This is a genomic window from Pseudomonas sp. KCJK9000 (assembly GCF_046230725.1).
Lineage (GTDB): Bacteria > Pseudomonadota > Gammaproteobacteria > Pseudomonadales > Pseudomonadaceae > Aquipseudomonas > Aquipseudomonas promysalinigenes.
This window is the reverse complement of the sequence record NZ_JBJJLN010000060.1, coordinates 1-21,987: the sequence shown is the minus strand read 5'-3', so window position 1 is coordinate 21,987 and position 21,987 is coordinate 1. Positions and strand designations below refer to the sequence as shown.

At 61.1% G+C, this 21,987-nt stretch carries 21 protein-coding genes and 5 tRNA genes; 22 read left to right on the top strand and 4 right to left on the bottom strand.

The genetic code is table 11. The annotated features are described in order from the left end of the window. The first annotated feature begins 88 nt into the window (after positions 1-88). Genes ACK59H_RS20045 through ACK59H_RS20035 form a run of 3 tightly spaced genes read left to right on the top strand, consistent with a single transcriptional unit; the run spans position 89 to position 3,651 of the window. Complete coding sequence (locus ACK59H_RS20045) at positions 89-748, top strand: paraquat-inducible protein A (RefSeq protein ID WP_060480186.1); 660 nt, start codon at positions 89-91, stop codon at positions 746-748. Further along, positions 735-1,358 carry a paraquat-inducible protein A gene (locus ACK59H_RS20040; RefSeq protein ID WP_060480187.1) on the top strand — a complete coding sequence of 208 codons (624 nt, stop codon included), beginning with the start codon at positions 735-737 and terminating at the stop codon, positions 1,356-1,358. The genes ACK59H_RS20045 and ACK59H_RS20040 overlap by 14 nt, the downstream gene beginning before the upstream one ends. Then, complete coding sequence (locus tag ACK59H_RS20035; protein WP_060480188.1) at positions 1,351-3,651, top strand: PqiB family protein; 2,301 nt, start codon at positions 1,351-1,353, stop codon at positions 3,649-3,651. The genes ACK59H_RS20040 and ACK59H_RS20035 overlap by 8 nt, the downstream gene beginning before the upstream one ends. Positions 3,652-3,899: 248 nt before the next feature. Here the strand turns inward: ACK59H_RS20035 and rpsT are convergent, their stop codons facing one another. Then, positions 3,900-4,178 (bottom strand): 30S ribosomal protein S20, encoded by a 279-nt coding sequence (gene rpsT / locus ACK59H_RS20030; protein WP_003247625.1) that lies wholly within the window; start codon positions 4,176-4,178, stop codon positions 3,900-3,902. A 250-nt stretch (positions 4,179-4,428) separates the two neighbouring features. Here rpsT and murJ point away from each other — a divergent pair, with 250 nt between their 5' ends. The 6 genes from murJ to ispH all read left to right on the top strand — a co-directional run bounded on the left by murJ (position 4,429) and on the right by ispH (position 11,763). Next, on the top strand, positions 4,429-5,967 hold the full coding sequence (gene murJ, locus ACK59H_RS20025; protein WP_060480189.1) for a murein biosynthesis integral membrane protein MurJ: 1,539 nt from the start codon (positions 4,429-4,431) through the stop codon (positions 5,965-5,967). Between the two features lie 117 nt (positions 5,968-6,084). Further along, positions 6,085-7,035: a bifunctional riboflavin kinase/FAD synthetase gene (gene ribF, locus ACK59H_RS20020; RefSeq protein WP_060480190.1), complete on the top strand. Its 951-nt coding sequence runs from the start codon at positions 6,085-6,087 to the stop codon at positions 7,033-7,035. Beyond that, a complete protein-coding gene (gene ileS, locus ACK59H_RS20015) occupies positions 7,032-9,863 on the top strand; it encodes an isoleucine--tRNA ligase (protein WP_060480191.1) in 2,832 nt (943 codons plus the stop codon). Before ribF ends, ileS begins: the two co-directional genes overlap by 4 nt. Then, complete coding sequence (gene lspA, locus ACK59H_RS20010) at positions 9,856-10,371, top strand: signal peptidase II (RefSeq protein WP_060480192.1); 516 nt, start codon at positions 9,856-9,858, stop codon at positions 10,369-10,371. Before ileS ends, lspA begins: the two co-directional genes overlap by 8 nt. Next, the gene (fkpB, locus tag ACK59H_RS20005) at positions 10,364-10,801 is read left to right on the top strand and encodes an FKBP-type peptidyl-prolyl cis-trans isomerase (protein WP_060480193.1); all 438 of its coding nucleotides are present in this window, start codon (positions 10,364-10,366) and stop codon (positions 10,799-10,801) included. Before lspA ends, fkpB begins: the two co-directional genes overlap by 8 nt. Before the next feature lie 14 nt (positions 10,802-10,815). Then, positions 10,816-11,763, top strand: coding sequence for a 4-hydroxy-3-methylbut-2-enyl diphosphate reductase (gene ispH / locus ACK59H_RS20000; RefSeq protein WP_060480194.1), 948 nt, complete (start codon positions 10,816-10,818; stop codon positions 11,761-11,763). A 1-nt stretch (position 11,764) separates the two neighbouring features. Here the strand turns inward: ispH and ACK59H_RS19995 are convergent, their stop codons facing one another. After that, positions 11,765-12,244, bottom strand: a complete 480-nt coding sequence (locus ACK59H_RS19995) for a GspH/FimT family protein (protein ID WP_060480195.1) — start codon at positions 12,242-12,244, stop codon at positions 11,765-11,767. Between the two features lie 109 nt (positions 12,245-12,353). Here ACK59H_RS19995 and ACK59H_RS19990 point away from each other — a divergent pair, with 109 nt between their 5' ends. The 5 genes from ACK59H_RS19990 to thiO are packed head-to-tail and all read left to right on the top strand — an operon-like array spanning position 12,354 to position 15,191. After that, positions 12,354-12,536 carry a prepilin-type N-terminal cleavage/methylation domain-containing protein gene (locus ACK59H_RS19990; RefSeq protein ID WP_060480196.1) on the top strand — a complete coding sequence of 61 codons (183 nt, stop codon included), beginning with the start codon at positions 12,354-12,356 and terminating at the stop codon, positions 12,534-12,536. Further along, entirely contained in the window at positions 12,533-13,180 is a 648-nt protein-coding gene (locus tag ACK59H_RS19985; protein ID WP_060480197.1) for a hypothetical protein, read from the top strand. Before ACK59H_RS19990 ends, ACK59H_RS19985 begins: the two co-directional genes overlap by 4 nt. Beyond that, a complete protein-coding gene (locus ACK59H_RS19980; RefSeq protein ID WP_060480198.1) occupies positions 13,177-13,650 on the top strand; it encodes a hypothetical protein in 474 nt (157 codons plus the stop codon). Before ACK59H_RS19985 ends, ACK59H_RS19980 begins: the two co-directional genes overlap by 4 nt. A 1-nt stretch (position 13,651) precedes the next feature. Then, a complete protein-coding gene (locus ACK59H_RS19975) occupies positions 13,652-14,041 on the top strand; it encodes a type IV pilin protein (protein ID WP_060480199.1) in 390 nt (129 codons plus the stop codon). A gap of 52 nt (positions 14,042-14,093) precedes the next feature. Then, positions 14,094-15,191 carry a glycine oxidase ThiO gene (gene thiO, locus ACK59H_RS19970; RefSeq protein WP_060480200.1) on the top strand — a complete coding sequence of 366 codons (1,098 nt, stop codon included), beginning with the start codon at positions 14,094-14,096 and terminating at the stop codon, positions 15,189-15,191. Between the two features lie 56 nt (positions 15,192-15,247). Here thiO and ACK59H_RS19965 read toward each other — a convergent pair whose 3' ends face one another. Together ACK59H_RS19965 and ACK59H_RS19960 are read right to left on the bottom strand one after the other, a co-directional pair. Continuing rightward, complete coding sequence (locus ACK59H_RS19965) at positions 15,248-15,478, bottom strand: PP0621 family protein (RefSeq protein WP_060480201.1); 231 nt, start codon at positions 15,476-15,478, stop codon at positions 15,248-15,250. Between the two features lie 92 nt (positions 15,479-15,570). Next, positions 15,571-16,590 carry an outer membrane protein assembly factor BamD gene (locus ACK59H_RS19960; protein WP_060480202.1) on the bottom strand — a complete coding sequence of 340 codons (1,020 nt, stop codon included), beginning with the start codon at positions 16,588-16,590 and terminating at the stop codon, positions 15,571-15,573. A 147-nt stretch (positions 16,591-16,737) separates the two neighbouring features. Between ACK59H_RS19960 and rluD the strand changes: the two genes are divergently transcribed. From rluD to ACK59H_RS19920, 8 genes are all read left to right on the top strand, one after another. Next, a complete protein-coding gene (gene rluD / locus ACK59H_RS19955; RefSeq protein WP_060480205.1) occupies positions 16,738-17,700 on the top strand; it encodes a 23S rRNA pseudouridine(1911/1915/1917) synthase RluD in 963 nt (320 codons plus the stop codon). After that, positions 17,697-18,437, top strand: coding sequence for a peptidoglycan editing factor PgeF (gene pgeF / locus ACK59H_RS19950; protein WP_060480203.1), 741 nt, complete (start codon positions 17,697-17,699; stop codon positions 18,435-18,437). The genes rluD and pgeF overlap by 4 nt, the downstream gene beginning before the upstream one ends. Positions 18,438-18,578: 141 nt before the next feature. Next, positions 18,579-21,143 (top strand): ATP-dependent chaperone ClpB, encoded by a 2,565-nt coding sequence (gene clpB, locus ACK59H_RS19945; protein ID WP_186478212.1) that lies wholly within the window; start codon positions 18,579-18,581, stop codon positions 21,141-21,143. Between the two features lie 355 nt (positions 21,144-21,498). Beyond that, positions 21,499-21,574: transfer RNA gene (locus tag ACK59H_RS19940), tRNA-Asn, on the top strand. A gap of 4 nt (positions 21,575-21,578) precedes the next feature. Continuing rightward, a tRNA-Pro gene (locus ACK59H_RS19935) sits at positions 21,579-21,655 on the top strand. A gap of 6 nt (positions 21,656-21,661) precedes the next feature. After that, positions 21,662-21,737, top strand: a tRNA-Lys gene (locus ACK59H_RS19930). Positions 21,738-21,785: 48 nt separating this feature from the next. Then, positions 21,786-21,862, top strand: a tRNA-Pro gene (locus ACK59H_RS19925). A gap of 5 nt (positions 21,863-21,867) precedes the next feature. Continuing rightward, a tRNA-Lys gene (locus ACK59H_RS19920) sits at positions 21,868-21,943 on the top strand. Positions 21,944-21,987: the final 44 nt, after the last annotated feature.

Genomic DNA, 21,987 nt, shown 5'->3' with positions numbered 1-21,987 from the left:
TCTGCTTTCACGACAGGGGTGAGCCGTCTCCCACTTTTGCAGCTGGGAACACTAGAATAGTACCGACGTACCCATTCAGAATCCCCAGATGCCCGACCCCGACAAGACTCAACCTCTGCAGCAGCTGCCACTGGCCGAGCTGATTGCCTGCCATGAGTGCGACCTGCTCATGCGCAAGCCAGTGCTACAGCATGACGAAAAAGCCCAATGCCCGCGCTGTGGCTACGAGCTCTATGCCCATCGCCGCAATGTGGTCAACCGCAGCCTGGCCCTGGTGCTGACGGCGTTGCTGCTGTTCATACCCGCCAACTTCCTGCCCATCATGCAGCTGCACCTGCTTGGCCAGACCTCGGACGACACTGTATGGAGTGGCGTGCTCGGCCTTTACAACTCGCAGATGCGGGGCGTGGCGGTGGTGGTATTCCTGTGCAGCATGGCCGTACCTTTGCTTAAGCTGCTCTGTCAGCTGGCTGTACTGCTGAGCATTCGCCTGGATATCGGGCGCAGTTATGGACTGCTGTGCTACCGCATTTATCACCACCTGCGCGACTGGGGCATGCTCGAGGTGTATTTCATGGGGGTGCTGGTGGCCATCGTCAAGCTTGTGGACTTGGCGGAGTTGACCGTTGGTCTGGGCCTGTTCTGTTTCATCAGTCTATTGCTGGTTCAGGTCTGGCTTGAAGTGGTGATGTCGCCACACCAGATCTGGAGCGCTTTGTCGGGGGAGGATCTGCATGCGGGCGATTGATGCAGGCATAGTGGTCTGTAATGAATGTCACGAACTGAATCGCCAGGAAGTCGAAGGCGATTCACAAGCCTGCACGCGGTGTGGGGCGATCGTGCACCCGCGGCGCCCCAATAGCATCATCCGCACTTGGGCGCTGCTGATCACTGCTTCGATTCTTTATATCCCCGCTAACCTGTTGCCGATCATGACGGTCAGCACCTTCGGGCAGGGTAGCGGCGACACCATCATGTCTGGCGTCATTACTTTGCTCAAGCATGGCATGTTGCCTATCGCCGCAGTGGTGTTCATCGCCAGCATTCTGGTCCCGACCTTCAAGCTGATAGGGATCGCGCTTTTACTGTACTCAGTTCAGCGGCGCCAGCCGCTGTCGGCGCGGCAACGGATCCTGATGTACCGTTTCATCGAATTCATAGGGCGCTGGTCCATGCTGGACATTTTCGTCATTGCCATTCTGGTGGCAGTGGTGAATTTCGGCCGCATCGCCAGTGTCGAAGCCAATTTGGGCGCTGTCGCCTTCGCCACTGTGGTGATCCTCACGATGCTCGCTGCTTTAACTTTCGATCCCCGGCTGATCTGGGATAACACGGAGTCGGATGACGACCATGAGTGACATGCCAATGGCCAAAACCCGTCCTGCCTCCAACTGGTCTGCCATCTGGATCCTGCCATTGATCGCACTGCTGATCGGGGGCTGGCTGGCCTGGCAGGCCTATCGAGAATCGGGCGTGGAGATTCAAGTTCGTTTCGAAACCGGCGAGGGGATTGTCGCCAACAAGACCGAGGTGATCTTCAAAGGTATGCCGGTCGGCAAGGTGACCAAACTTGTGCTCGATGCCCAAGGCGAGAAGCAGGGAGTGATTGCCACCATCGAAATGAACAAGGCCGCCGAACTGCATTTGAACAAGGGCACGCGGTTCTGGTTGGTCAAGCCCAGTGTCAGCCTGGCCGGTATCTCAGGCCTCGAGACGCTGGTGTCGGGCAACTACATCGCCGTCAGCCCTGGTGACGGTGAGCCGACCCGGCGGTTTACGGCACTGAAAGTTGCACCACCGCTATCGGACAGTGAGCCAGGCTTGCACCTGACGCTCAAGGCTGAGCGGCTGGGGTCGCTCAACCGAGACAGCCCGATATTCTACAAACAGATCCAAGTTGGTAAGGTAAAAAGCTATCGTCTGTCTGACGACCAAAGCACGGTCGAGGTGAAGATATTCATCGAGCCCGCCTACGCAAACCTGGTGCGAAAGCACACGCGATTCTGGAATGCCAGCGGCATTAGTATCGATGCGGATCTCTCTGGGGTGAAGGTGCGCAGCGAGTCACTGTCGAGCATCGTGGCAGGTGGCATTGCTTTTGCCACGCCGGAATACCGTAAAGACAGCCCACCCACCGATCCAAGCTTGCCGTTTCGCTTGTATGAAGACTTCGATGCGGCCCAGGCCGGTATTCGCGTCAAGGTCAAACTCAGTGATTACGAGGGCCTGCAGGCTGGACGCACGCCAGTGATGTACAAGGGTATCCAGGTCGGTTCGTTGAAGACCCTGAAAATGGAGGACAACCTGGCCAGTGCCACTGCCGAGCTGACACTGGACCCATTGACCGAAGATTACCTGGTCGAAGGTACCCAGTTCTGGGTGGTCAAGCCGTCGATTTCCCTGGCGGGCATCACTGGCCTCGAAGCGCTGGTCAAAGGTAATTACATCGCAATCCGCCCTGGTGAGAAGGGCGCCAAGCCGCAGCGCGAGTTCGAGGCCCGCCCCAAAGCCCCACCGCTGGACCTCAAGGCCCCTGGCCTGCATTTGGTGCTGTTCGCCGATACCCTGGGTTCGTTGGAAGTCGGCAGCCCGGTGATGTATCGCCAGGTCAAGGTAGGTAGCGTGCAGAGCTACCAATTTGCCCGCAACAGCAAGCGCATTCTGATTGGTGTGCATATCGAGAAAGAATACGAAAACCTGGTCAACGGCTCTTCGCGGTTCTGGAATGTCAGCGGCATTACCCTGACCGGCGGGCTGTCCGGTATCAAGATCAAGAGTGAATCGTTGCAGACCCTGATGGCCGGCGGGATCGCTTTCGATACGCCAACCCCCAATGTGGCGCTCAAGCGCCGTATACCGCGCTTCCGCTTGTTGGAGAGCCAAGAAGCCGTGAACCGTACCGGGACCTTGGTAACCATCAGAGTGGATCGCGCTGATGGCCTCAAGGCGGGTACGCCCATTCGCTTTCGTGGCCTTGATGTGGGTAGTGTGGAAAGCGTGGATTTGACCAAGGACTTGCAGGCGGTAGTACTGCGAGCGCGGATCACCGAGGCGGCTGAGCGCATTGCGCGCGAAGGTACGCAGTTCTGGGTGGTGAAGCCGGCGTTGGGGCTGGTGCGTACCGAGAACCTCGATACCCTGATTGGCGGCCAGTACCTTGAGGTGCAGCCGGCGGTCAAAGACAGGGGGCCGCAGCGTGACTTCATTGCGCTGGCCCAAGCCCCTGAAGTGTCTGGCGCGCCAGTGGGCCTGCCGCTGACGCTCAGTGCGCCGCGACGTGGTTCGATCAAGCCGGGTGTGCCGGTTACCTATCGCGAGGTGGCGGTGGGTAAAGTCACGGGGTTCGAGTTGGGCCAGACCGCAGATCGCGTGTTGATCCATATCCTGATCGAGCCGCGCTACGCCGCCCTGGTGCGCGGTGGCAGCCGGTTCTGGAACAGCAGTGGTTTCGGCTTTGACTGGGGGCTGTTCAAGGGCGCGACGGTGCGCACCGAGTCGCTTGAAACACTGATCGACGGCGGGATTGCCTTCGCTACACCGGAGGGCGATCAGATGGGCAACCCAGCTCGGCCGCAACAGACCTTCGCCTTGTTCGACAAGCCTGAAGATGCCTGGCTGCAGTGGGCGCCGAAGATCTCGATCGGCAAGTGATGAGCAAAACCATCGCTGGTCGGTAGGCCAATGACAGTTGGCTCCCACTGGGGTGTGCTTACCTAGCAGTATGCGCAGCCCTCGTGGGGGCGGGCTCACCCGCGAACACCGGCAAAGCCGGTCCCCTATACTGCGTTGCATGTTTCGCGGCTAAAGCCCCACCGGGGATCGCGCCATCTCGATGCATGCTTGAATCCCAGGCATAAAAAAACCGGCCCTAGGGCCGGTTTTTTCGACAAGAACGTCGCTTAGGCAGCTGCAGCTTCTTTCAGTGCCTTGATGTGGCCATTCAGACGGCCTTTGTGGCGAGCAGCTTTGTTCTTGTGGATGATGCCTTTATCGGCCATACGGTCGATTACAGGTACAGCCAGAACGTAAGCGGCTTGCGCTTTTTCGGCGTCTTTTGCGTCGATGGCTTTGACTACATTCTTGATGTAGGTGCGGACCATGGAACGCAGGCTGGCGTTGTGGCTGCGACGCTTCTCAGCCTGTTTTGCACGTTTCTTGGCGGAAGGTGTGTTGGCCACCGTCGAGCTCCTCGAAAGACTTTAGGTAAATAGCAAACAAAATAGGCCGCGAATCATGCCGATGAGTCGACCGGATGTCAAGGCCACTTGCAGGGTTCCGCCGAGTGGTGCAGTAACGGGCAGGAAATGTTCCTTTCTGCCGTGCTACCTGTAAACTCGGGAATTTTTGGCTCCCCTGCGAAGGCGCGGGAGTATCGCACATTCGGACGCTGTCTGGCAGCGCCCTCTGTCCCTGGCGTGAATCTTTTCGATGAATCTGCTCAAATCCCTGGCTGCAGTCAGCTCCATCACCATGGTTTCGCGGGTGCTGGGCTTTGTGCGCGACACCATTCTGGCCCGCGTCTTCGGTGCCGGTATCGCCACCGACGCCTTCTTCATCGCCTTCAAGCTGCCCAACCTGCTACGGCGGATCTTCGCCGAAGGGGCGTTTTCCCAGGCATTCGTGCCGATCCTGGCCGAATACAAGACCCAGCAAGGCGAGGAAGCGACGCGCACTTTCATTGCCTACGTCAGCGGCCTGCTGACCCTTGTGCTGGCCTTGGTCACGGCCATCGGCATCGTCGCAGCGCCCTGGGTGGTCTGGGCCACAGCCCCAGGCTTTGTCGACAGCGCCGAAAAATACACACTGACTACCGACCTGCTTCGGGTAACCTTCCCTTATATATTGCTGATTTCGCTGTCGTCCCTGGCCGGGGCAATCCTCAACACCTGGAACCGGTTCAGCGTCCCTGCGTTCACCCCAACCCTGCTCAACGTGGCGATGATCATCTTCGCCCTGCTGCTTACCCCCTACTTCAACCCTCCGATCATGGCCTTGGCCTGGGGGGTGCTGGCCGGTGGCCTTGCGCAGTTGCTGTATCAACTGCCCGCGCTGAAGAAGATCGGCATGTTGGTCCTACCACGGCTGAACCTGCGCGATGCCGGGGTATGGCGTGTGCTCAAGCAGATGCTGCCGGCGATCCTTGGGGTGTCGGTGAGCCAGATATCGCTGATCATCAACACCATCTTCGCCTCCTTTCTAGTGGCCGGCTCAGTGTCATGGATGTATTACGCTGACCGCCTTATGGAGCTGCCATCCGGCGTACTAGGCGTTGCCCTTGGCACCATCTTGCTGCCGACACTGGCCAAAACCTATGCCAACAAGGACCGGGAGGAGTACTCGCGAATCATGGATTGGGGGCTGCGCCTGTGTTTTCTGCTGGTGCTGCCGTGTACCCTGGCCCTGGCGATCCTCGCCGAGCCGCTGACCGTGGCACTGTTTCAGTACGGCAAGTTCAGCGCTTTCGACGCCGCGATGACCCAGCGTGCGCTCATCGCCTACTCGGTCGGCCTACTGGCGATCATTCTGGTCAAGGTGCTGGCACCTGGCTTTTATGCGCAGCAGAATATCCGTACCCCGGTGAAAATTGCGATCTTCACCCTGGTCTGCACGCAACTGTTCAACCTGGCATTGATCGGCCCACTGCAGCACGCCGGCCTTGCCCTGGCCATCAGCCTGGGCGCCTGTCTGAACGCAGGTCTGCTGTTCTGGAAGCTGCGCAGCCAGCAGCTATTTCAGCCGCAACCTGGCTGGGCCATCTACCTGCTCAAGCTGGTGCTGGCCGTTACACTGATGGCAGCGGTGCTGCTGTTGGGCATGCACTACCTGCCAGCCTGGGAGCAAGGCAACATGCTGGAACGGTTCCTGCGCCTGGGTGCATTGATCGCGGCGGGAGTGGTGACCTATTTCGGTTGCCTGTATGTGTGTGGTTTCCGGCCCCGGCATTTCGCCCGCAAGGCCCTGCATTGAGGTAAAAGCGGGTCAGGCGTCGGTTTTTCGTATTCCATGTCACCCCTGGGCGCTGCTGCCTGTCACCGGCGCCCGGGTGTGGTTATAATCGGCCACTTTATGAGCAAGAAGCGCGTTATGCAGCTGGTTCGAGGTCTTCACAACCTGCGCCCCGAGCACCGGGGCTGTGTCGCCACCATTGGCAACTTCGACGGGGTACACCGTGGCCACCAGGCTATCCTGGCGCGCCTGCGCGAGCGTGGCCAGGAACTGGGCCTGCCGACCTGCGTGGTGATCTTCGAGCCGCAGCCGCGCGAATACTTCGCCCCCGATACCGCGCCGGCCCGGCTGGCCCGCCTGCGCGACAAGGTCGAGCTGCTGGCTGGCGAGGGCGTCGACCGGGTGCTGTGCCTTGCATTCAACCAGCGCCTGAGCCAGCTCAGCGCGCAGGCGTTCGTCAAGGCGATCCTGGTCGATGGCCTGGGGGTACGCCACCTTGAGGTAGGTGACGATTTTCGCTTCGGTTGCGACCGCGCTGGCGATTTTGCCTTCCTGGTCGCAGCCGGCAAGCAATACGGCTTTACCGTCGAAGCCGCCGACACGGTGATTCAGGACGGCTTGCGGGTCAGCAGCACTGAAGTGCGCAAGGCGCTGGCCGAGGGCAACTTCGAGCTGGCCCAGCACCTGCTGGGCCGCCCGTACCGTATCACTGGCCGCGTAATGCATGGCCAGAAGCTGGCCCGCCAGCTCGGCACACCGACCGCCAACATCCAGCTCAAGCGCCGCCGCGTGCCGCTGTCCGGAGTTTACCTGGCCAGCATCGAGATCGATGGCAAGGCCTGGCCGGGTGTGGGCAACATTGGCGTGCGCCCGACGGTGGCCGGTGACGGCCGCCCGCACCTCGAGATTCATCTACTGGATTATGCCGGCGATCTGTATGGCCGGCGCCTGACGGTGGAATTCCACCACAAGCTGCGTGAAGAGCAGCGATTCGCCTCCCTGGAGGCGCTGAAGTCGGCGATCGATGCGGATATCGCCGCCGCACGTGCACATTGGCACGCTCAACCGCTAACGAAGAGCCTGAAATGACCGACTACAAAGCCACGCTAAACCTTCCGGACACCGCCTTCCCCATGAAGGCCGGCCTGCCTCAGCGCGAACCGCAGATCCTGCAGCGCTGGGACAGCATTGGCCTGTACCAGAAGCTGCGCGAAATTGGCAAGGATCGTCCGAAATTCGTCCTGCACGACGGCCCGCCCTATGCCAACGGCAAGATTCACATCGGTCATGCGCTGAACAAGATCCTCAAGGACATGATCGTCCGTTCCAAGACGCTGTCCGGCTTCGACGCGCCCTACGTCCCTGGGTGGGACTGCCACGGCCTGCCGATCGAGCACAAGGTCGAAGTCACCCACGGCAAGCACCTGACCGCAGACCGCACCCGTGAGCTGTGCCGTGAGTATGCCGCCGAGCAGATCGAAGGGCAGAAGACCGAGTTCATCCGCCTAGGTGTGCTGGGTGACTGGGACAACCCGTACAAGACCATGAACTTCGCCAACGAGGCCGGTGAAATCCGCGCTCTGGCCGAAATGGTCAAGCAAGGCTTCGTGTTCAAAGGCCTCAAGCCTGTGAACTGGTGCTTCGATTGCGGTTCGGCCCTGGCCGAGGCCGAGGTCGAATACGCCGACAAGAAATCCCAGACCATCGACGTGGCCTTCCCGGCTGCCGATGAGGCCAAGCTGGCTGCCGCCTTCGGCCTGGCGTCGCTGGCCAAACCGGCTGCTATCGTGATTTGGACCACCACCCCGTGGACCATCCCGGCCAACCAGGCGCTGAACATCCACCCAGACTTCAAGTACGCCTTGGTTGATACCGGCGAGCGTCTGCTGGTGCTGGCCGAAGAGCTGGTAGAGTCTTGCCTCAAGCGCTACAACCTGGAAGGTTCGGTGATCGCCACCGCGCCAGGCTCGGCCCTGGAACTGGTCGATTTCCGCCACCCGTTCTACGACCGCCTGTCGCCTGTGTACCTGGCCGAGTACGTAGAACTGGGCGCAGGCACTGGCGTGGTGCACTCGGCCCCGGCCTACGGTGAAGACGACTTCGTTACCTGCAAGCGCTATGGCATGGTCAACGACGATATCCTGACCCCAGTGCAGAGCAACGGTGTATACGTCGAATCGCTGCCATTCTTTGGCGGCCAGTTCATCTGGAAGGCCAACCCGGCGATCGTCGACAAGCTCAGCGAAGTCGGCGCGCTGATGCATACCGAAACCATCAGCCACAGCTACATGCACTGCTGGCGCCACAAGACGCCGCTGATCTACCGCGCCACCGCGCAGTGGTTCGTCGGCATGGACAAGCAGCCGAGCACTGGCGAGCCGCTTCGCGAACGTGCACTCAAGGCCATCGAAGACACCAAATTCGTCCCGGCCTGGGGCCAGGCGCGCTTGCATTCGATGATCGCCAACCGCCCAGACTGGTGCATCTCGCGTCAACGCAACTGGGGCGTGCCGATCCCATTCTTCCTGCACAAGCAGACCGGCGAGCTGCACCCGCGCACCGTCGAGCTGATGGAGGCCGTGGCCAAGCGCGTCGAGCAAGAGGGCATCGAAGCCTGGTTCAAACTGGACGCCGCTCAATTGCTGGGTGACGAAGCTGCGCAGTACGACAAGATCTCCGACACCCTGGACGTCTGGTTCGACTCCGGCACCACCCACTGGCACGTGCTGCGTGGCTCCCACGACATCGGCCACGCCACCGGGCCACGTGCCGACCTGTACCTGGAAGGCTCCGACCAGCACCGCGGCTGGTTCCACTCGTCGTTGCTGACCGGTTGCGCGATCGACGGCCACGCGCCGTACCGCGAGCTGCTGACCCACGGCTTCACCGTGGACGAAAGCGGCCGCAAGATGTCCAAGTCGCTGGGCAACACCATCGAGCCAGAAAAGGTCAACAATACCTTGGGTGCGGATATCCTGCGCCTGTGGGTGGCCGCGACCGATTACTCCGGCGAGATGGCCGTGTCGGAGCAGATCCTGCAGCGCAGCGCCGATGCCTACCGCCGTATCCGCAACACCGCGCGCTTCCTGCTTTCCAACCTGAGTGGTTTCAACCCGGCAACCGACCTGCTGGCCCCGCAGGAGATGATCGCCCTGGACCGCTGGGCCGTGGACCGTACCCTGCTGCTGCAGCGCGAGCTGGAAGAGCACTACGGCGAATACCGCTTCTGGAACGTCTACTCGAAGATCCACAACTTCTGCGTGCAGGAGTTGGGCGGCTTCTACCTCGACATCATCAAGGACCGCCAGTACACCACTGGCGCCAACAGTGTCGCGCGCCGTTCCTGCCAAACCGCGCTGTACCACATCAGCGAGGCACTGGTGCGCTGGATCGCACCGATCCTGGCGTTCACTGCCGACGAAATCTGGCAGTACCTGCCGGGTGAGCGCAACGAGTCGGTGATGCTCAACGGCTGGTATCAGGGCCTGGCCGAGCTCCCAGAAGGCACCGAGCTGGACCGCGCCTACTGGAACCGCGTCATGGCCGTGAAGGCTGCGGTCAACAAGGAGCTGGAAAACCAGCGTACCGCTAAGGTCATCGGTGGCAACCTGCAGGCCGAAGTCACCTTGTTCGCTGAGCAAAGCCTGATGGCCGACCTGAACAAGCTGGGCGACGAGCTTCGCTTCGTACTGATTACCTCCGCCGCCAGCGTGGTGCCGTTCGCCCAGGCGCCGGCCGAGGCCGTGGCTACCGAAGTGGAAGGCCTGAAGCTGCAGGTGGTCAAGTCTGGCCACGCCAAGTGCGGCCGTTGCTGGCACTTCCGCGCCGACGTCGGCAGCCACCCGGAGCACCCGGAAATCTGTGGCCGTTGCGTGGACAACCTGACCGGCCAAGGCGAGGTGCGCCACTATGCCTAACCCTGCAGCGGGGCGTTTCGGGCGCCTTGCATGGCTGTGGCTGAGCTTGCTGGTGCTGGTCCTCGACCAGGCCACCAAGCTGTATTTCGACAACGCCCTGACCATGTACCAGCAGATCGTCGTCATCCCTGACTACTTCAGCTGGACACTGGCCTACAACACCGGTGCTGCCTTCAGTTTCCTGGCTGATGGCGCCGGTTGGCAGCGCTGGCTGTTCGCCCTGATTGCGGTGGTGGTCAGTGCGGTGCTGGTGGTCTGGCTTAAGCGCCTAGGGCGCGGTGAAACCTGGCTGGCGGTGGCGCTGGCGCTGGTGCTCGGCGGTGCGCTGGGCAACCTTTACGACCGCATCGTGCTTGGCCATGTGGTCGACTTCATCCTGGTGCATTGGCAAAACCGTCATTACTTCCCGGCCTTCAACCTGGCCGACAGCGCCATCACCGTTGGTGCGGTGATGCTGGCGCTGGATATGTTCAAGAGCAAGAAGTCCGAGGAACCAGTCCATGACTGACACCCGTATCGGCCAGAACACCGAAGTCACTCTGCACTTCGCGCTGCACCTGGAAAACGGCGATACCGTCGACAGCACCTTCGACAAGGCCCCGGCTACGTTCAAGGTCGGCGACGGCAATCTGCTGCCAGGCTTCGAAAATGCGTTGTTCGGTTTCAAGGCAGGTGACAAGCGCACCGTTGCGGTGGCGCCGGAGAACGCTTTCGGTCAGCCCAACCCACAGAACGTGCAGGTCATGCCACGCTCCAACTTCGAAAACATGGAGCTGTCCGAAGGGCTGCTGATCATCTTCAACGATGCCGCCAACACCGAGCTACCGGGTGTGGTCAAAGCCTTCGACGACGACCAGGTGACCATCGATTTCAATCACCCACTGGCTGGCAAGACCCTGACCTTCGAGGTGGAGATCCTCGAGGTCAAGGCCCTGTAGGCCTGGAGCCGATCATGCAAATCAAACTCGCCAACCCGCGCGGCTTCTGCGCGGGGGTCGACCGGGCGATCGAGATCGTCAACCGTGCGCTGGAAGTCTTCGGCCCGCCGATCTATGTGCGTCACGAAGTGGTGCACAACAAGTTCGTGGTGGAAGACCTGCGCAATCGCGGCGCCATCTTCGTCGAAGAGCTGGACCAGGTGCCGGATGATGTCATCGTCATCTTCAGTGCTCACGGTGTTTCCCAAGCTGTGCGCCAGGAAGCTGCCGGCCGTGGCCTGAAGGTATTCGACGCGACCTGCCCACTGGTCACCAAGGTGCATATCGAAGTGGCCAAGTACAGCCGTGACGGCCGTGAGTGCATCCTTATCGGCCACGAAGGGCACCCGGAGGTCGAAGGCACCATGGGGCAGTATGACCCGAGCAATGGGGGCGCCATCTACCTCGTCGAAGATGAAGACGATGTTGCCCAGTTGCAGGTCAACGACCCAGATCACCTGGCTTTCGTGACCCAGACCACGCTGTCGATGGACGACACCAGCCGTGTCATCGATGCCCTGCGCGCACGCTTCCCCAACATTGGCGGCCCGCGCAAGGACGACATCTGCTACGCCACGCAAAACCGCCAGGATGCGGTCAAGCAACTGGCCGGCGAATGCGATGTAGTACTGGTGGTCGGAAGCCCTAACAGCTCGAACTCCAACCGCCTGCGCGAGCTGGCTGAGCGCATGGGCACCCCGGCCTACCTGATCGACGGTGCCGAAGACCTGCAGCGCAACTGGTTCGACCAGGCAGCGCGCATCGGCATCACTGCCGGCGCTTCGGCCCCTGAAGTGCTGGTGCGTGGCGTGATCGACCAGCTCAAGGCCTGGGGCGCGACGGGCGCCGAAGAGCTTGATGGGCGGCCGGAGAACATCACCTTCTCCATGCCCAAAGAGCTGCGAGTTCGCTCGCTGATCTAAGTCAGGTGCCTGCGCACGGTGAGCCTGTCGTCTCACCTGTGCGCAGGTCGATTTTGCCAGCACGAGATATCACTACAGTGTGTGAGCGGCGCGTTGAAGTACGTTCGCACACGCTCAGCGTCGCCCCGAAGCGCCCCTCTGGCATTCCCTGGGCATTGAATGTCACTTGCCCACCTGCGTTTTCCGCTATTTTCATCGGCCGTGCCAGCCGATGTTCGCGCAGCAGTTGCTGGTTGTGTGCGAGCAGCACCCGCCAACCTTTGCCCCAGTCATTCTCGATGGGCCGTACCAACACTTCCCGGCCTTGCAGCATGGCGTGGCCGCGCGCACTTCGCAGCGCCTGGGCCAGTTCCCGAGCCGCCGCTGCTCCATGCAGATTTTCGCTCAACCTCGCGTAGGCAGGCATACCGAGCTGTGTGAGCGAGGCGACCATGGCCACTGCCAACATCATTTGAATCAGTGTTACACCACGTTGCCTCACCGTGCATTCCTCCCTGGAAGTGCTTCGCTGTAGCTTCACGGTCACTGGCCCAACGGTCCAGTCGACGAGATTCAATGCCATTGCAGGAAAAGTCGCGGGAGGTGCAGGGATGCGCAACAAGCAACGGGGCACGACGCTCTTGGAAGTGCTACTGGCTGTCGTGGTGGTGGCCGTTGGCATAGTGGCCTCGGCCGCCATTGAGTTGAAGGCTTTGCAAATGACCGACAGCGCGCGCCGTGAGGGTGGCGAAGCTTTCGCGCGGTACAGCCAACACGAGCGGGGCCAGCCGTGAGGCGAACCCAGGCAGGCTTCGGGTTGCTGGAGGCGATGCTTGCCTTGGCCATGGGGCTGATGGTGCTGACGGCTGCCAGCCAGCTGTTGGTGGCCAGTCATCAAGCTTGGCGGCTGCAGGGGGCTGCGCTGCGGCTTCAGGACGATGCGCGGCTGGCGTTGCTGCGCATGGCCCAGGATGTCCGGATGGCCGGCATGTTCGGATGCCTGCAGCTCAGGCCCGACGACATCAAGGACCCATCGGCTCGGCAGGCACTGGCCCAGCCGCTGCTGATTGGGCCGTCGAGCCTGGAACTGGTGGTGGCCGAAACCTCTGCCTACACCGGCAAGCCTGACTGGACGCTGTTCACTGACTGCCGAAAAGAGGCCGTGGTTTCCGACCTGCCCCCGGCGCATTTCGGGGAGCATATGGCCTTGCGGCTTAGCCGTCACCGCTACGAGTTAAGGGACTCGACGCTGTATTTCGTGTGGGGTCGCAGTACCCAGCCGCTGATCGAGCACGTACGCCAGATGCAGGTCACTCATGAAAAAACGCCAGGTGCCGGGCGCATCGACATAGCCCTGACGTTGTTCGAGCCAACGCTGCAACTGGAACAGCGTCACGAAATCAGCATAGCGCTACGCAATTTGGGTGCCGACTCATGAACCGTGAACGCGGGATGGTGCTTTTACTGGCATTGGTATTCAACCTGTTGCTGGCCTTACTGGCCACCTCGGCCTTGCGTCAAGCGCTGATCGAGACCCGGTTAAGCAGTGCCATGCGCGAGAGCCTGCAGGCCCTGAAGGATGCCGACGCCGTACTGCTGGCAGGCCTGCAAGCACTGCAGCGCTCACCGCCAGCGCCGTGCAACGACTGCCTGCCACCGGCAGGCCCGCATGACCTGCGCGGCCGCTGGCAAAGCCACGAGCTTGGCTATTTCCATTTGCAGAACCTTGGCCAAACCGACCGCGCAGTACACATGCCCGAAGGTGAATCGGTCACGTTGTACCGAGTGACAGCCGTGAGCCGGCAGCCATCAGCCAGGCAGGTGCTGGAAGCCGTTTATGCCATACCAACCGCTCAACCACAGGCCCCGAAACGTATCCTTTGGCGGCAGAGACTGAGGCAAGACTGACATGCAGCAAGGGATGACCCTGATCGAGTTGTTGATTGTCGTGGCCGTGACCGGCATTCTGGCAGCCATTGCCTACCCCAGTTACAGCGAACAGCTCAGGCGAGCCGCACGAAGCGAAGTGGTTGGCCTGCTGCATGATGCTGCCCTGCGCCTGGAGCACCACCGCGTGCGCACCGGCCAGTACGCCGAAGGCGATCCACAACTGCCCGCTGGCAACCGCCATTACCGTTTGCAGGCCCTGCGTGACAGCGACACCTTCACGCTGATCGCTCGCAGGCTACCAAGTGGCCTGATGGCCGAGGATCGCTGTGGCGACTATCAGCTCGACCAGGCAGGTGTGCGGAGTAATCCGGGCGCTGTTGGCGGCAGTGAGCGCTGCTGGGGAAGCTGACGGTTGGAGGTGCCCAGGCATCGCGGATTTACTTCAGGTGTTGGATCGACAGATGAGCAAGCAAGTAGTGGTGGTCGGTGGCGGCGTGATCGGCCTGCTGACCGCATACAATCTGGCGGCGAAGGTTGCCCAGGTGGTGGTGTGTGACCAGGGCGAAGTAGGCCGTGAGTCTTCATGGGCCGGTGGCGGCATCGTTTCGCCCCTTTATCCATGGCGGTACAGCCCGGCGGTTACCGCGCTGGCGCACTGGTCGCAGGATTTTTACCCGCAGTTGGGCGAGCGCCTGTTCGCCACCACGGGCATCGATCCACAAGTTCATACCACGGGGCTGTACTGGCTCGATCTGGACGATGAAGCCCAGGCCCTGGCCTGGGCCGCGCGTGAACAGCGGCCACTCAGTGCCGTGGATATTTCAGCCGCCTACGACGCTGTACCGGTATTGGGCCCTGGCTTCAAGCATGCGGTCTTCATGGCCGGTGTGGCCAACGTGCGCAACCCTCGGCTGGTGAAGTCGCTCAAGGCCGGGCTGCTGGCGTTGCCTAACGTGTCCTTGCGCGAGCATTGCCAGGTCAGTGGATTCGTTCATGAAGACGGGCGGGTGACGGGGGTGCGAACCGCCGAAGGCGTGCTGGCTGCAGATGATGTGGTGCTCAGCGCCGGCGCCTGGAGCGGCGATCTACTGCGCACGGTTGGGCTGGAGTTGCCAGTGGAGCCGGTGAAGGGCCAGATGATCCTGTTCAAATGTGCCGAAGACTTCCTACCGAGCATGGTATTGGCTAAGGGGCGCTACGCCATTCCACGTCGGGACGGGCACGTTCTGGTGGGCAGTACCCTGGAGCATGCCGGTTACGACAAGACGCCAACTGAAGCGGCGCTTGCCAGCCTCAAGGCATCGGCCATCGAGCTGCTGCCTGCACTCAAGGATGCCACGGTCGTGGCGCACTGGGCGGGATTGCGCCCAGGCTCGCCAGAGGGCGTTCCCTACATCGGGCCGGTGCCAGGGCACCAAGGGCTATGGCTGAACTGCGGGCATTACCGTAACGGCTTGGTGCTGGCGCCGGCGTCATGCCAGTTATTCACCGATTTGCTGACGGGGGGCGAACCGATCATCGACCCGGCACCTTATGCGCCAGAGGGGCGACTAGCCTGAAAGCCGGCCCGGTGCGTGCGTCCCTGAGTGTCAATAGGGCCCCACACGTGCCCGGCTTACCGAGATGGCCCAGGCCCCTGTTGCAGGTGAGCCTGGCTGCAATACCACTGGGCGCCTTGCTGTAGCGCACGGTCGTTGGGCAGGTGAACGCCGCAGTGCGCACAGCGCACCATCTGCAGCGGCGCATCGAGCTTGGGCTCGGCGTGTGATTGCTGGCTGACTTTGAATTTGCGCCACAGCCAGAACGCGGCGGCGATCAGGGCGATCCAGAAAAGTAGGCGAACCATGATGTCCAGCTTGTTAGTGATAGAAGCCGACAGTCTAGGGCGCAGCCATGAAAAAAGGGAGGCCTGGGCCTCCCTTTCTCATGATGCTTGTGTCAGTCGAACAGACCAAAGGTCATGTAGCTGAACCACGAGCGGTCTTTCTCGGCCTCTTTCGGGCCTGCTGGCACGATCGGGTCGCCGTTTTCGTCTTCAGGCAGCAGCTCTCGCGGCATCTCGTCGCGCGCATCCTGGAACTGCTTGACCACATCCTGGTTGGCACGGGTTTCGCCCGGCGGCAGCGGTGTATCGGTTTCGATCAGGCCCAGGGTGGCCTTGGACAACCAACTGCGGCCGTCAGACTCGGTCTGCTGGGGCTGGAATTGGCCATCTACCAGGCTTGGGTGGTCTGGGTAGTTGAGCTTTAAGGTTTCCAGGCTGGTTGCAGCCAGCTCGTCCAGGTGCATCTTCTGATACGCCTCGACCATTACGGCCAGGCCGTCGCCGACCGATGGGGTTTCCTGGAAGTTCTCGACCACGTAGCGGCCACGGTTGGCAGCTGCCACATAAGCCTGGCGGCCCAGGTAATAGTCGGCCACGTGGATTTCGTAGGCCGCCAGCAGGTTGCGCAGGTAGATCATGCGCTGCTTGGCATCGGGGGCGTAGCGGCTGTTGGGGAAGCGGCTGGTCAGCTGGGCGAACTCGTTGTACGAGTCGCGGGCGGCGCCAGGGTCACGCTTGGTCATGTCCAGCGGCAGGAAGCGCGCCAGCAGGCCACGGTCCTGGTCGAACGAGGTCAGGCCCTTGAGGTAGTAGGCGTAGTCCACGTTCGGGTGCTGAGGGTGCAGACGAATGAAGCGCTCGGCGGCCGACTTGGCAGCTTCGGGCTCGGAGTTCTTGTAGTTGGCGTAGATCAGCTCGAGCTGCGCCTGGTCGGCGTAACGGCCGAATGGGTAACGCGACTCCAGGGCCTTGAGCTTGTTCACGGCGCTGGTGTAGCTGGAGTTGTCCAGATCAGCCTGAGCCTGTTGATACAGCTCGGCCTCACTGAGGTTCTCGTCAATGACTTCCTTATTGGAGGAACAGGCCGCGGTGAGCCCGAGGATGGCGATCAGCAGCAGGTGTTTCACTTGCATGGCGGCTTGCGTCCCTTTGACGGCCGCTGTCTTGGGCGGTGCCGTCCTGTTATGATGAGCGCCCCGGCCAACCCCGGGACAAAAGAAGCCGTATTTAACCACAAGCTCGCAGCCGAAACCAAAGGCTGTGCGCCCGCCGAATCGAGCATGTCCGAGATCATTCAACTTAGCGCAGAGGTACCGTCCGATTTGGGCGGTCAACGCCTCGACCAGGTCGCCGCCCAATTGTTCGCCGAGTATTCGCGTTCGCGGCTTACTTCGTGGATCAAAGAAGGCCGCCTGACGGTCGATGGTGCAGTCGTGCGCCCTCGCGACCTCGTCCATGGTGGCTCGCAACTCGTGCTTGAGGCCGAGCAAGAGGCCCAAGGCGAGTGGGTTGCAGAAGATATCGAACTGGATATCGTCTACGAGGACGAGCACATCATGGTGATCAACAAGCCTGCCGGGCTGGTTGTGCACCCGGCTGCCGGGCATGCCAGCGGTACGCTGCTCAATGCCTTGTTGCACCACGTGCCCGATATCGTCAACGTGCCGCGCGCCGGTATCGTCCATCGCCTGGACAAAGACACCACCGGGCTGATGGTTGTGGCCAAGACTCTGCAAGCCCAGACCAAGCTGGTCGAGCAGATGCAGGCGCGCAAGGTCAGCCGTATCTACGAATGCATCGTCATTGGCGTGGTCACCGCTGGGGGCAAGATCGATGCCCCGATCGGCCGCCACGGCGGCATGCGTCAGCGTATGGCGGTGACCGACGGCGGCAAGCCTGCCGTCAGCCACTACCGCGTGCTCAAGCGCTTCCGCTCGCATACCCACGTGCGTGTGAAGCTGGAAACCGGCCGTACGCACCAGATCCGCGTGCACATGGCCCATGTCGGCTTCCCGTTGGTGGGCGATCAGACCTACGGCGGGCGCTTCCGCATCCCGCCAGCGGCCAGCCCAACCATGGTCGAAGCAGTGAAAACTTTCCCGCGCCAAGCGCTGCATGCCCGCTTCCTGGCATTGGCTCACCCGATCACTGGCGAAATCATGAAATGGGAATCGCCTTTGCCGGATGACTTCGTCTGGCTGCTTTCGCTGTTGAACCACGACCGCGAGAGTTTCGTTGGATGACCGGCCTGACGCAGTCGCTGCTATTTCCCGATTGGCCTGCCCCGGCCTCGGTGCGCGCCTGTGTCACCACCCGCGCGGGCGGTGTCAGCCTGCCGCCCTATGAAACTTTCAACCTTGGCGACCACGTAGGCGACGACCCTGCCGCGGTCGCCGCGAACCGTCAGCGCCTGAGCCATACCTTCGACATCCAGCCCGCCTGGCTCAAGCAGGTGCATGGCCTGGTAGTGGTCGATGCCGACCCGGCCGTCGTTAGCCAAGCCGATGCCAGCTGGACCGACCAACCGGGCATCGCCTGCGCCGTGATGACTGCCGATTGCCTGCCGGTGCTGTTCTGCGACCGTGCCGGTACACGCGTGGCCGCCGCCCATGCCGGCTGGCGCGGGCTAGCCGGCGGCGTGCTCGAGGCGACCCTCGAGCGCCTGGCACTAGCGCCTGAAGAGGTGCTGGTCTGGCTTGGGCCGGCCATCGGCCCCAAAGCCTTCGAAGTTGGCCTGGAGGTGCGCGATGCCTTTACCGCTGTGCACCCTGAAGCTGCCAGGGCGTTTGTCGAGGGGCAGCGGCCGGGCAAACTGATGGCCGACATCTACGAGCTGGCGCGAATTCGCTTGGCGGCACGGTGTGTGTGTGCCGTTTATGGTGGGGGCTACTGCACGGTCAACGATGCCCGCTTCTTCTCCTATCGACGCACCCCTCAAGGCGGGCGCTTTGCCTCGTTGGTCTGGCTCACCGGGCGCTAATCAAAAAAGCTGACCTCGGTCAACCCCGCTACGCTTGAAACTTCCAGAATCAACCTTATCTATAAGGTCATCTCAGGCAGGTTTCTTCACGAACAGGCGCTGTCCATCGCTCCTACCTGCCCTTTAAAGGAAGGTAACCCCATGCGAATAGACCGTTTGACCAGCAAGCTTCAGCTTGCAATATCCGATGCCCAATCCCTGGCCGTTGGCATGGATCACCCCGCCATCGAGCCCGTGCACCTTTTGCAGGCACTGCTCGAGCAGCAGGGTGGTTCGATCAAACCGCTGCTGATGCAGGTTGGTTTCGACATCAACAGCCTGCGCCAGGCCTTGGTCAAAGAACTTGATCAGTTGCCGAAAATCCAGAACCCAACCGGCGACGTGAACATGTCCCAGGACTTGGCGCGCCTGCTCAACCAGGCTGACCGCCTGGCCCAGCAGAAGGGCGACCAGTTCATTTCCAGCGAATTGGTGTTGCTGGCCGCCATGGACGAGAACAGCAAGCTCGGCAAGCTGCTGCTCAGCCAAGGCGTAAGCAAGAAGGCCCTGGAAAACGCCATCAACAACCTGCGTGGCGGCGCGGCGGTGAACGACGCCAATGCCGAGGAGTCGCGTCAGGCGCTGGACAAGTACACTGTCGACCTGACCAAGCGCGCCGAAGAGGGCAAGCTTGACCCGGTGATCGGCCGCGACGATGAAATCCGCCGCACGGTGCAGGTGCTGCAACGCCGTACCAAGAACAACCCCGTGCTGATCGGTGAGCCTGGCGTGGGTAAGACCGCCATTGCCGAGGGCCTGGCCCAGCGCATCATCAACGGTGAAGTGCCAGACGGCCTCAAAGGCAAGCGTTTGCTTGCGCTGGATATGGGCGCACTGATTGCTGGTGCCAAATATCGGGGCGAGTTCGAAGAGCGCCTGAAAGGCCTGCTGAACGAGCTGTCCAAGCAGGAAGGCCAGATCATCCTGTTCATCGACGAACTGCACACCATGGTTGGCGCCGGTAAAGGCGAAGGTGCAATGGACGCTGGCAATATGCTCAAGCCCGCCCTGGCCCGTGGTGAATTGCACTGTGTTGGCGCCACCACGCTCAACGAATACCGCCAGTTCATCGAGAAAGACGCGGCGCTGGAGCGCCGTTTCCAGAAGGTGCTGGTGGAAGAGCCGAGCGAGGAAGACACCATCGCGATTCTGCGCGGCTTGAAAGAGCGCTATGAAGTGCACCACAAGGTAGCCATCACTGACGGGGCGATCATCGCTGCGGCCAAGCTCAGCCATCGTTACATCACTGACCGCCAATTGCCCGACAAGGCCATTGACCTGATCGACGAAGCGGCCAGCCGCATTCGGATGGAAATCGACTCCAAGCCGGAAGTGCTCGACCGCCTCGACCGTCGCCTGATTCAGCTCAAGGTTGAATCCCAGGCACTGAAAAAAGAGCAGGACGAGGCGGCCAAGAAGCGTCTGGAGAAGCTCACCGAGGAAATCGAGCGGTTGGAGCGCGAGTACTCTGACCTGGAAGAGATCTGGGCTTCGGAGAAGGCCGAAGTGCAGGGCTCGGCGCAGATCCAGCAGAAGATCGAACAGGCACGCCAAGAACTGGAAAGCGCCCGTCGCAAGGGTGACCTGAGCCGCATGGCCGAGCTGCAGTATGGGGTGATCCCGGACCTCGAGCGCAGCCTGCAGATGGTCGACCAGCACGGCAAGACCGACAACCAACTGCTGCGCAACAAGGTCACCGAGGAAGAAATCGCCGAAGTGGTATCGAAATGGACCGGTATTCCCGTGGCCAAGATGCTCGAGGGTGAGCGCGAGAAGCTGCTGAAGATGGAAGAGCTGTTGCACCAGCGGGTGATCGGCCAGGGCGAAGCGGTAACCGCCGTTGCCAATGCCGTGCGCCGCTCGCGTGCCGGGTTGTCCGATCCGAACCGCCCCAGTGGTTCGTTCCTGTTCCTCGGCCCGACCGGCGTGGGCAAGACCGAGCTGTGCAAGGCGCTGGCCGAGTTCCTGTTCGACACCGAGGAGGCCATGGTGCGTATCGACATGTCCGAGTTCATGGAGAAACACTCCGTGGCTCGCCTGATCGGTGCCCCGCCAGGCTATGTGGGTTATGAAGAGGGCGGTTACCTGACCGAAGCTGTGCGTCGCAAACCCTATTCGGTGGTATTGCTGGACGAAGTGGAGAAGGCTCACCCGGACGTGTTCAACGTATTGCTGCAGGTGCTCGAAGATGGCCGTCTGACCGACAGCCATGGCCGTACGGTGGACTTCCGGAACACGGTGATCGTGATGACCTCCAACCTGGGCTCTGCGCAGATCCAGGAATTGGTGGGTGACCGGGAGGCGCAACGTGCTGCGGTGATGGATGCTGTGGGCGCGCACTTCCGTCCGGAGTTCATCAACCGTATCGACGAAGTGGTGGTGTTCGAGCCACTGGGCCGCGAGCAGATCGCAGGCATCACCGAAATCCAGCTTGGCCGCCTGCGCAGCCGTCTGCTGGAGCGCGAATTGTCGCTGACTTTGAGCCCAGAGGCGTTGGACAAGCTGATTGCGGTGGGTTACGACCCGGTCTATGGCGCTCGTCCGCTGAAGCGGGCGATCCAGCGCTGGATCGAGAACCCATTGGCGCAGCTGATCCTGGCTGGCAAGTTCATCCCTGGCACGGCGATCACCGCCAAAGTGCAGGGCGACGAAATCGTCTTTGCCTGACCGCCGCTGCACACGAGCCCCGCATTTGCGGGGCTTTTTTTCGTGTGCGCGCCAGCAAAATCGAGGCTCTGCAACAATTATGGGTAACCCGCTGAAAATTTTGAAATTTTTGCTTGCATCAAAAAACGAGTGACCCTAATATACGCCGCGTTGTCAGGCACTAAGCGAATCACCAGCAACATCGGTGGCCGCAAAACAACTTACAAATCAGTAAGTTGAATGAAAAAAAGTGGTTGACAAGCAAAACGAAGAATGTAGAATAGCCGGCCTCAGCAGCTAGAACGCGAAAGCGGTAAGCCAAAGAGTACGAAGCTAACACAAACTTCGAAGTAGTAAAGATGTGCCGAAGTTCAGTTCCGCGATAGCTCAGTCGGTAGAGCAAATGACTGTTAATCATTGGGTCCCTGGTTCGAGTCCAGGTCGCGGAGCCAATCTCGGGGTGTAGCGCAGTCCGGTAGCGCGCCTGCTTTGGGAGCAGGATGTCAGGAGTTCGAATCCCCTCACCCCGACCATTTTCCGGGTCGTTAGCTCAGTTGGTAGAGCAGTTGGCTTTTAACCAATTGGTCGTAGGTTCGAATCCTACACGACCCACCATGTAAAAAGGGGCATCTCGAGTGAGGTGCCCTTTTTTTTGCAAGACCTCGGGGTGTAGCGCAGTCCGGTAGCGCGCCTGCTTTGGGAGCAGGATGTCAGGAGTTCGAATCCCCTCACCCCGACCATTTCCGGGTCGTTAGCTCAGTTGGTAGAGCAGTTGGCTTTTAACCAATTGGTCGTAGGTTCGAATCCTACACGACCCACCATATAGAAAAGGGCATCTCGAATGAGATGCCCTTTTTCTTTGCCC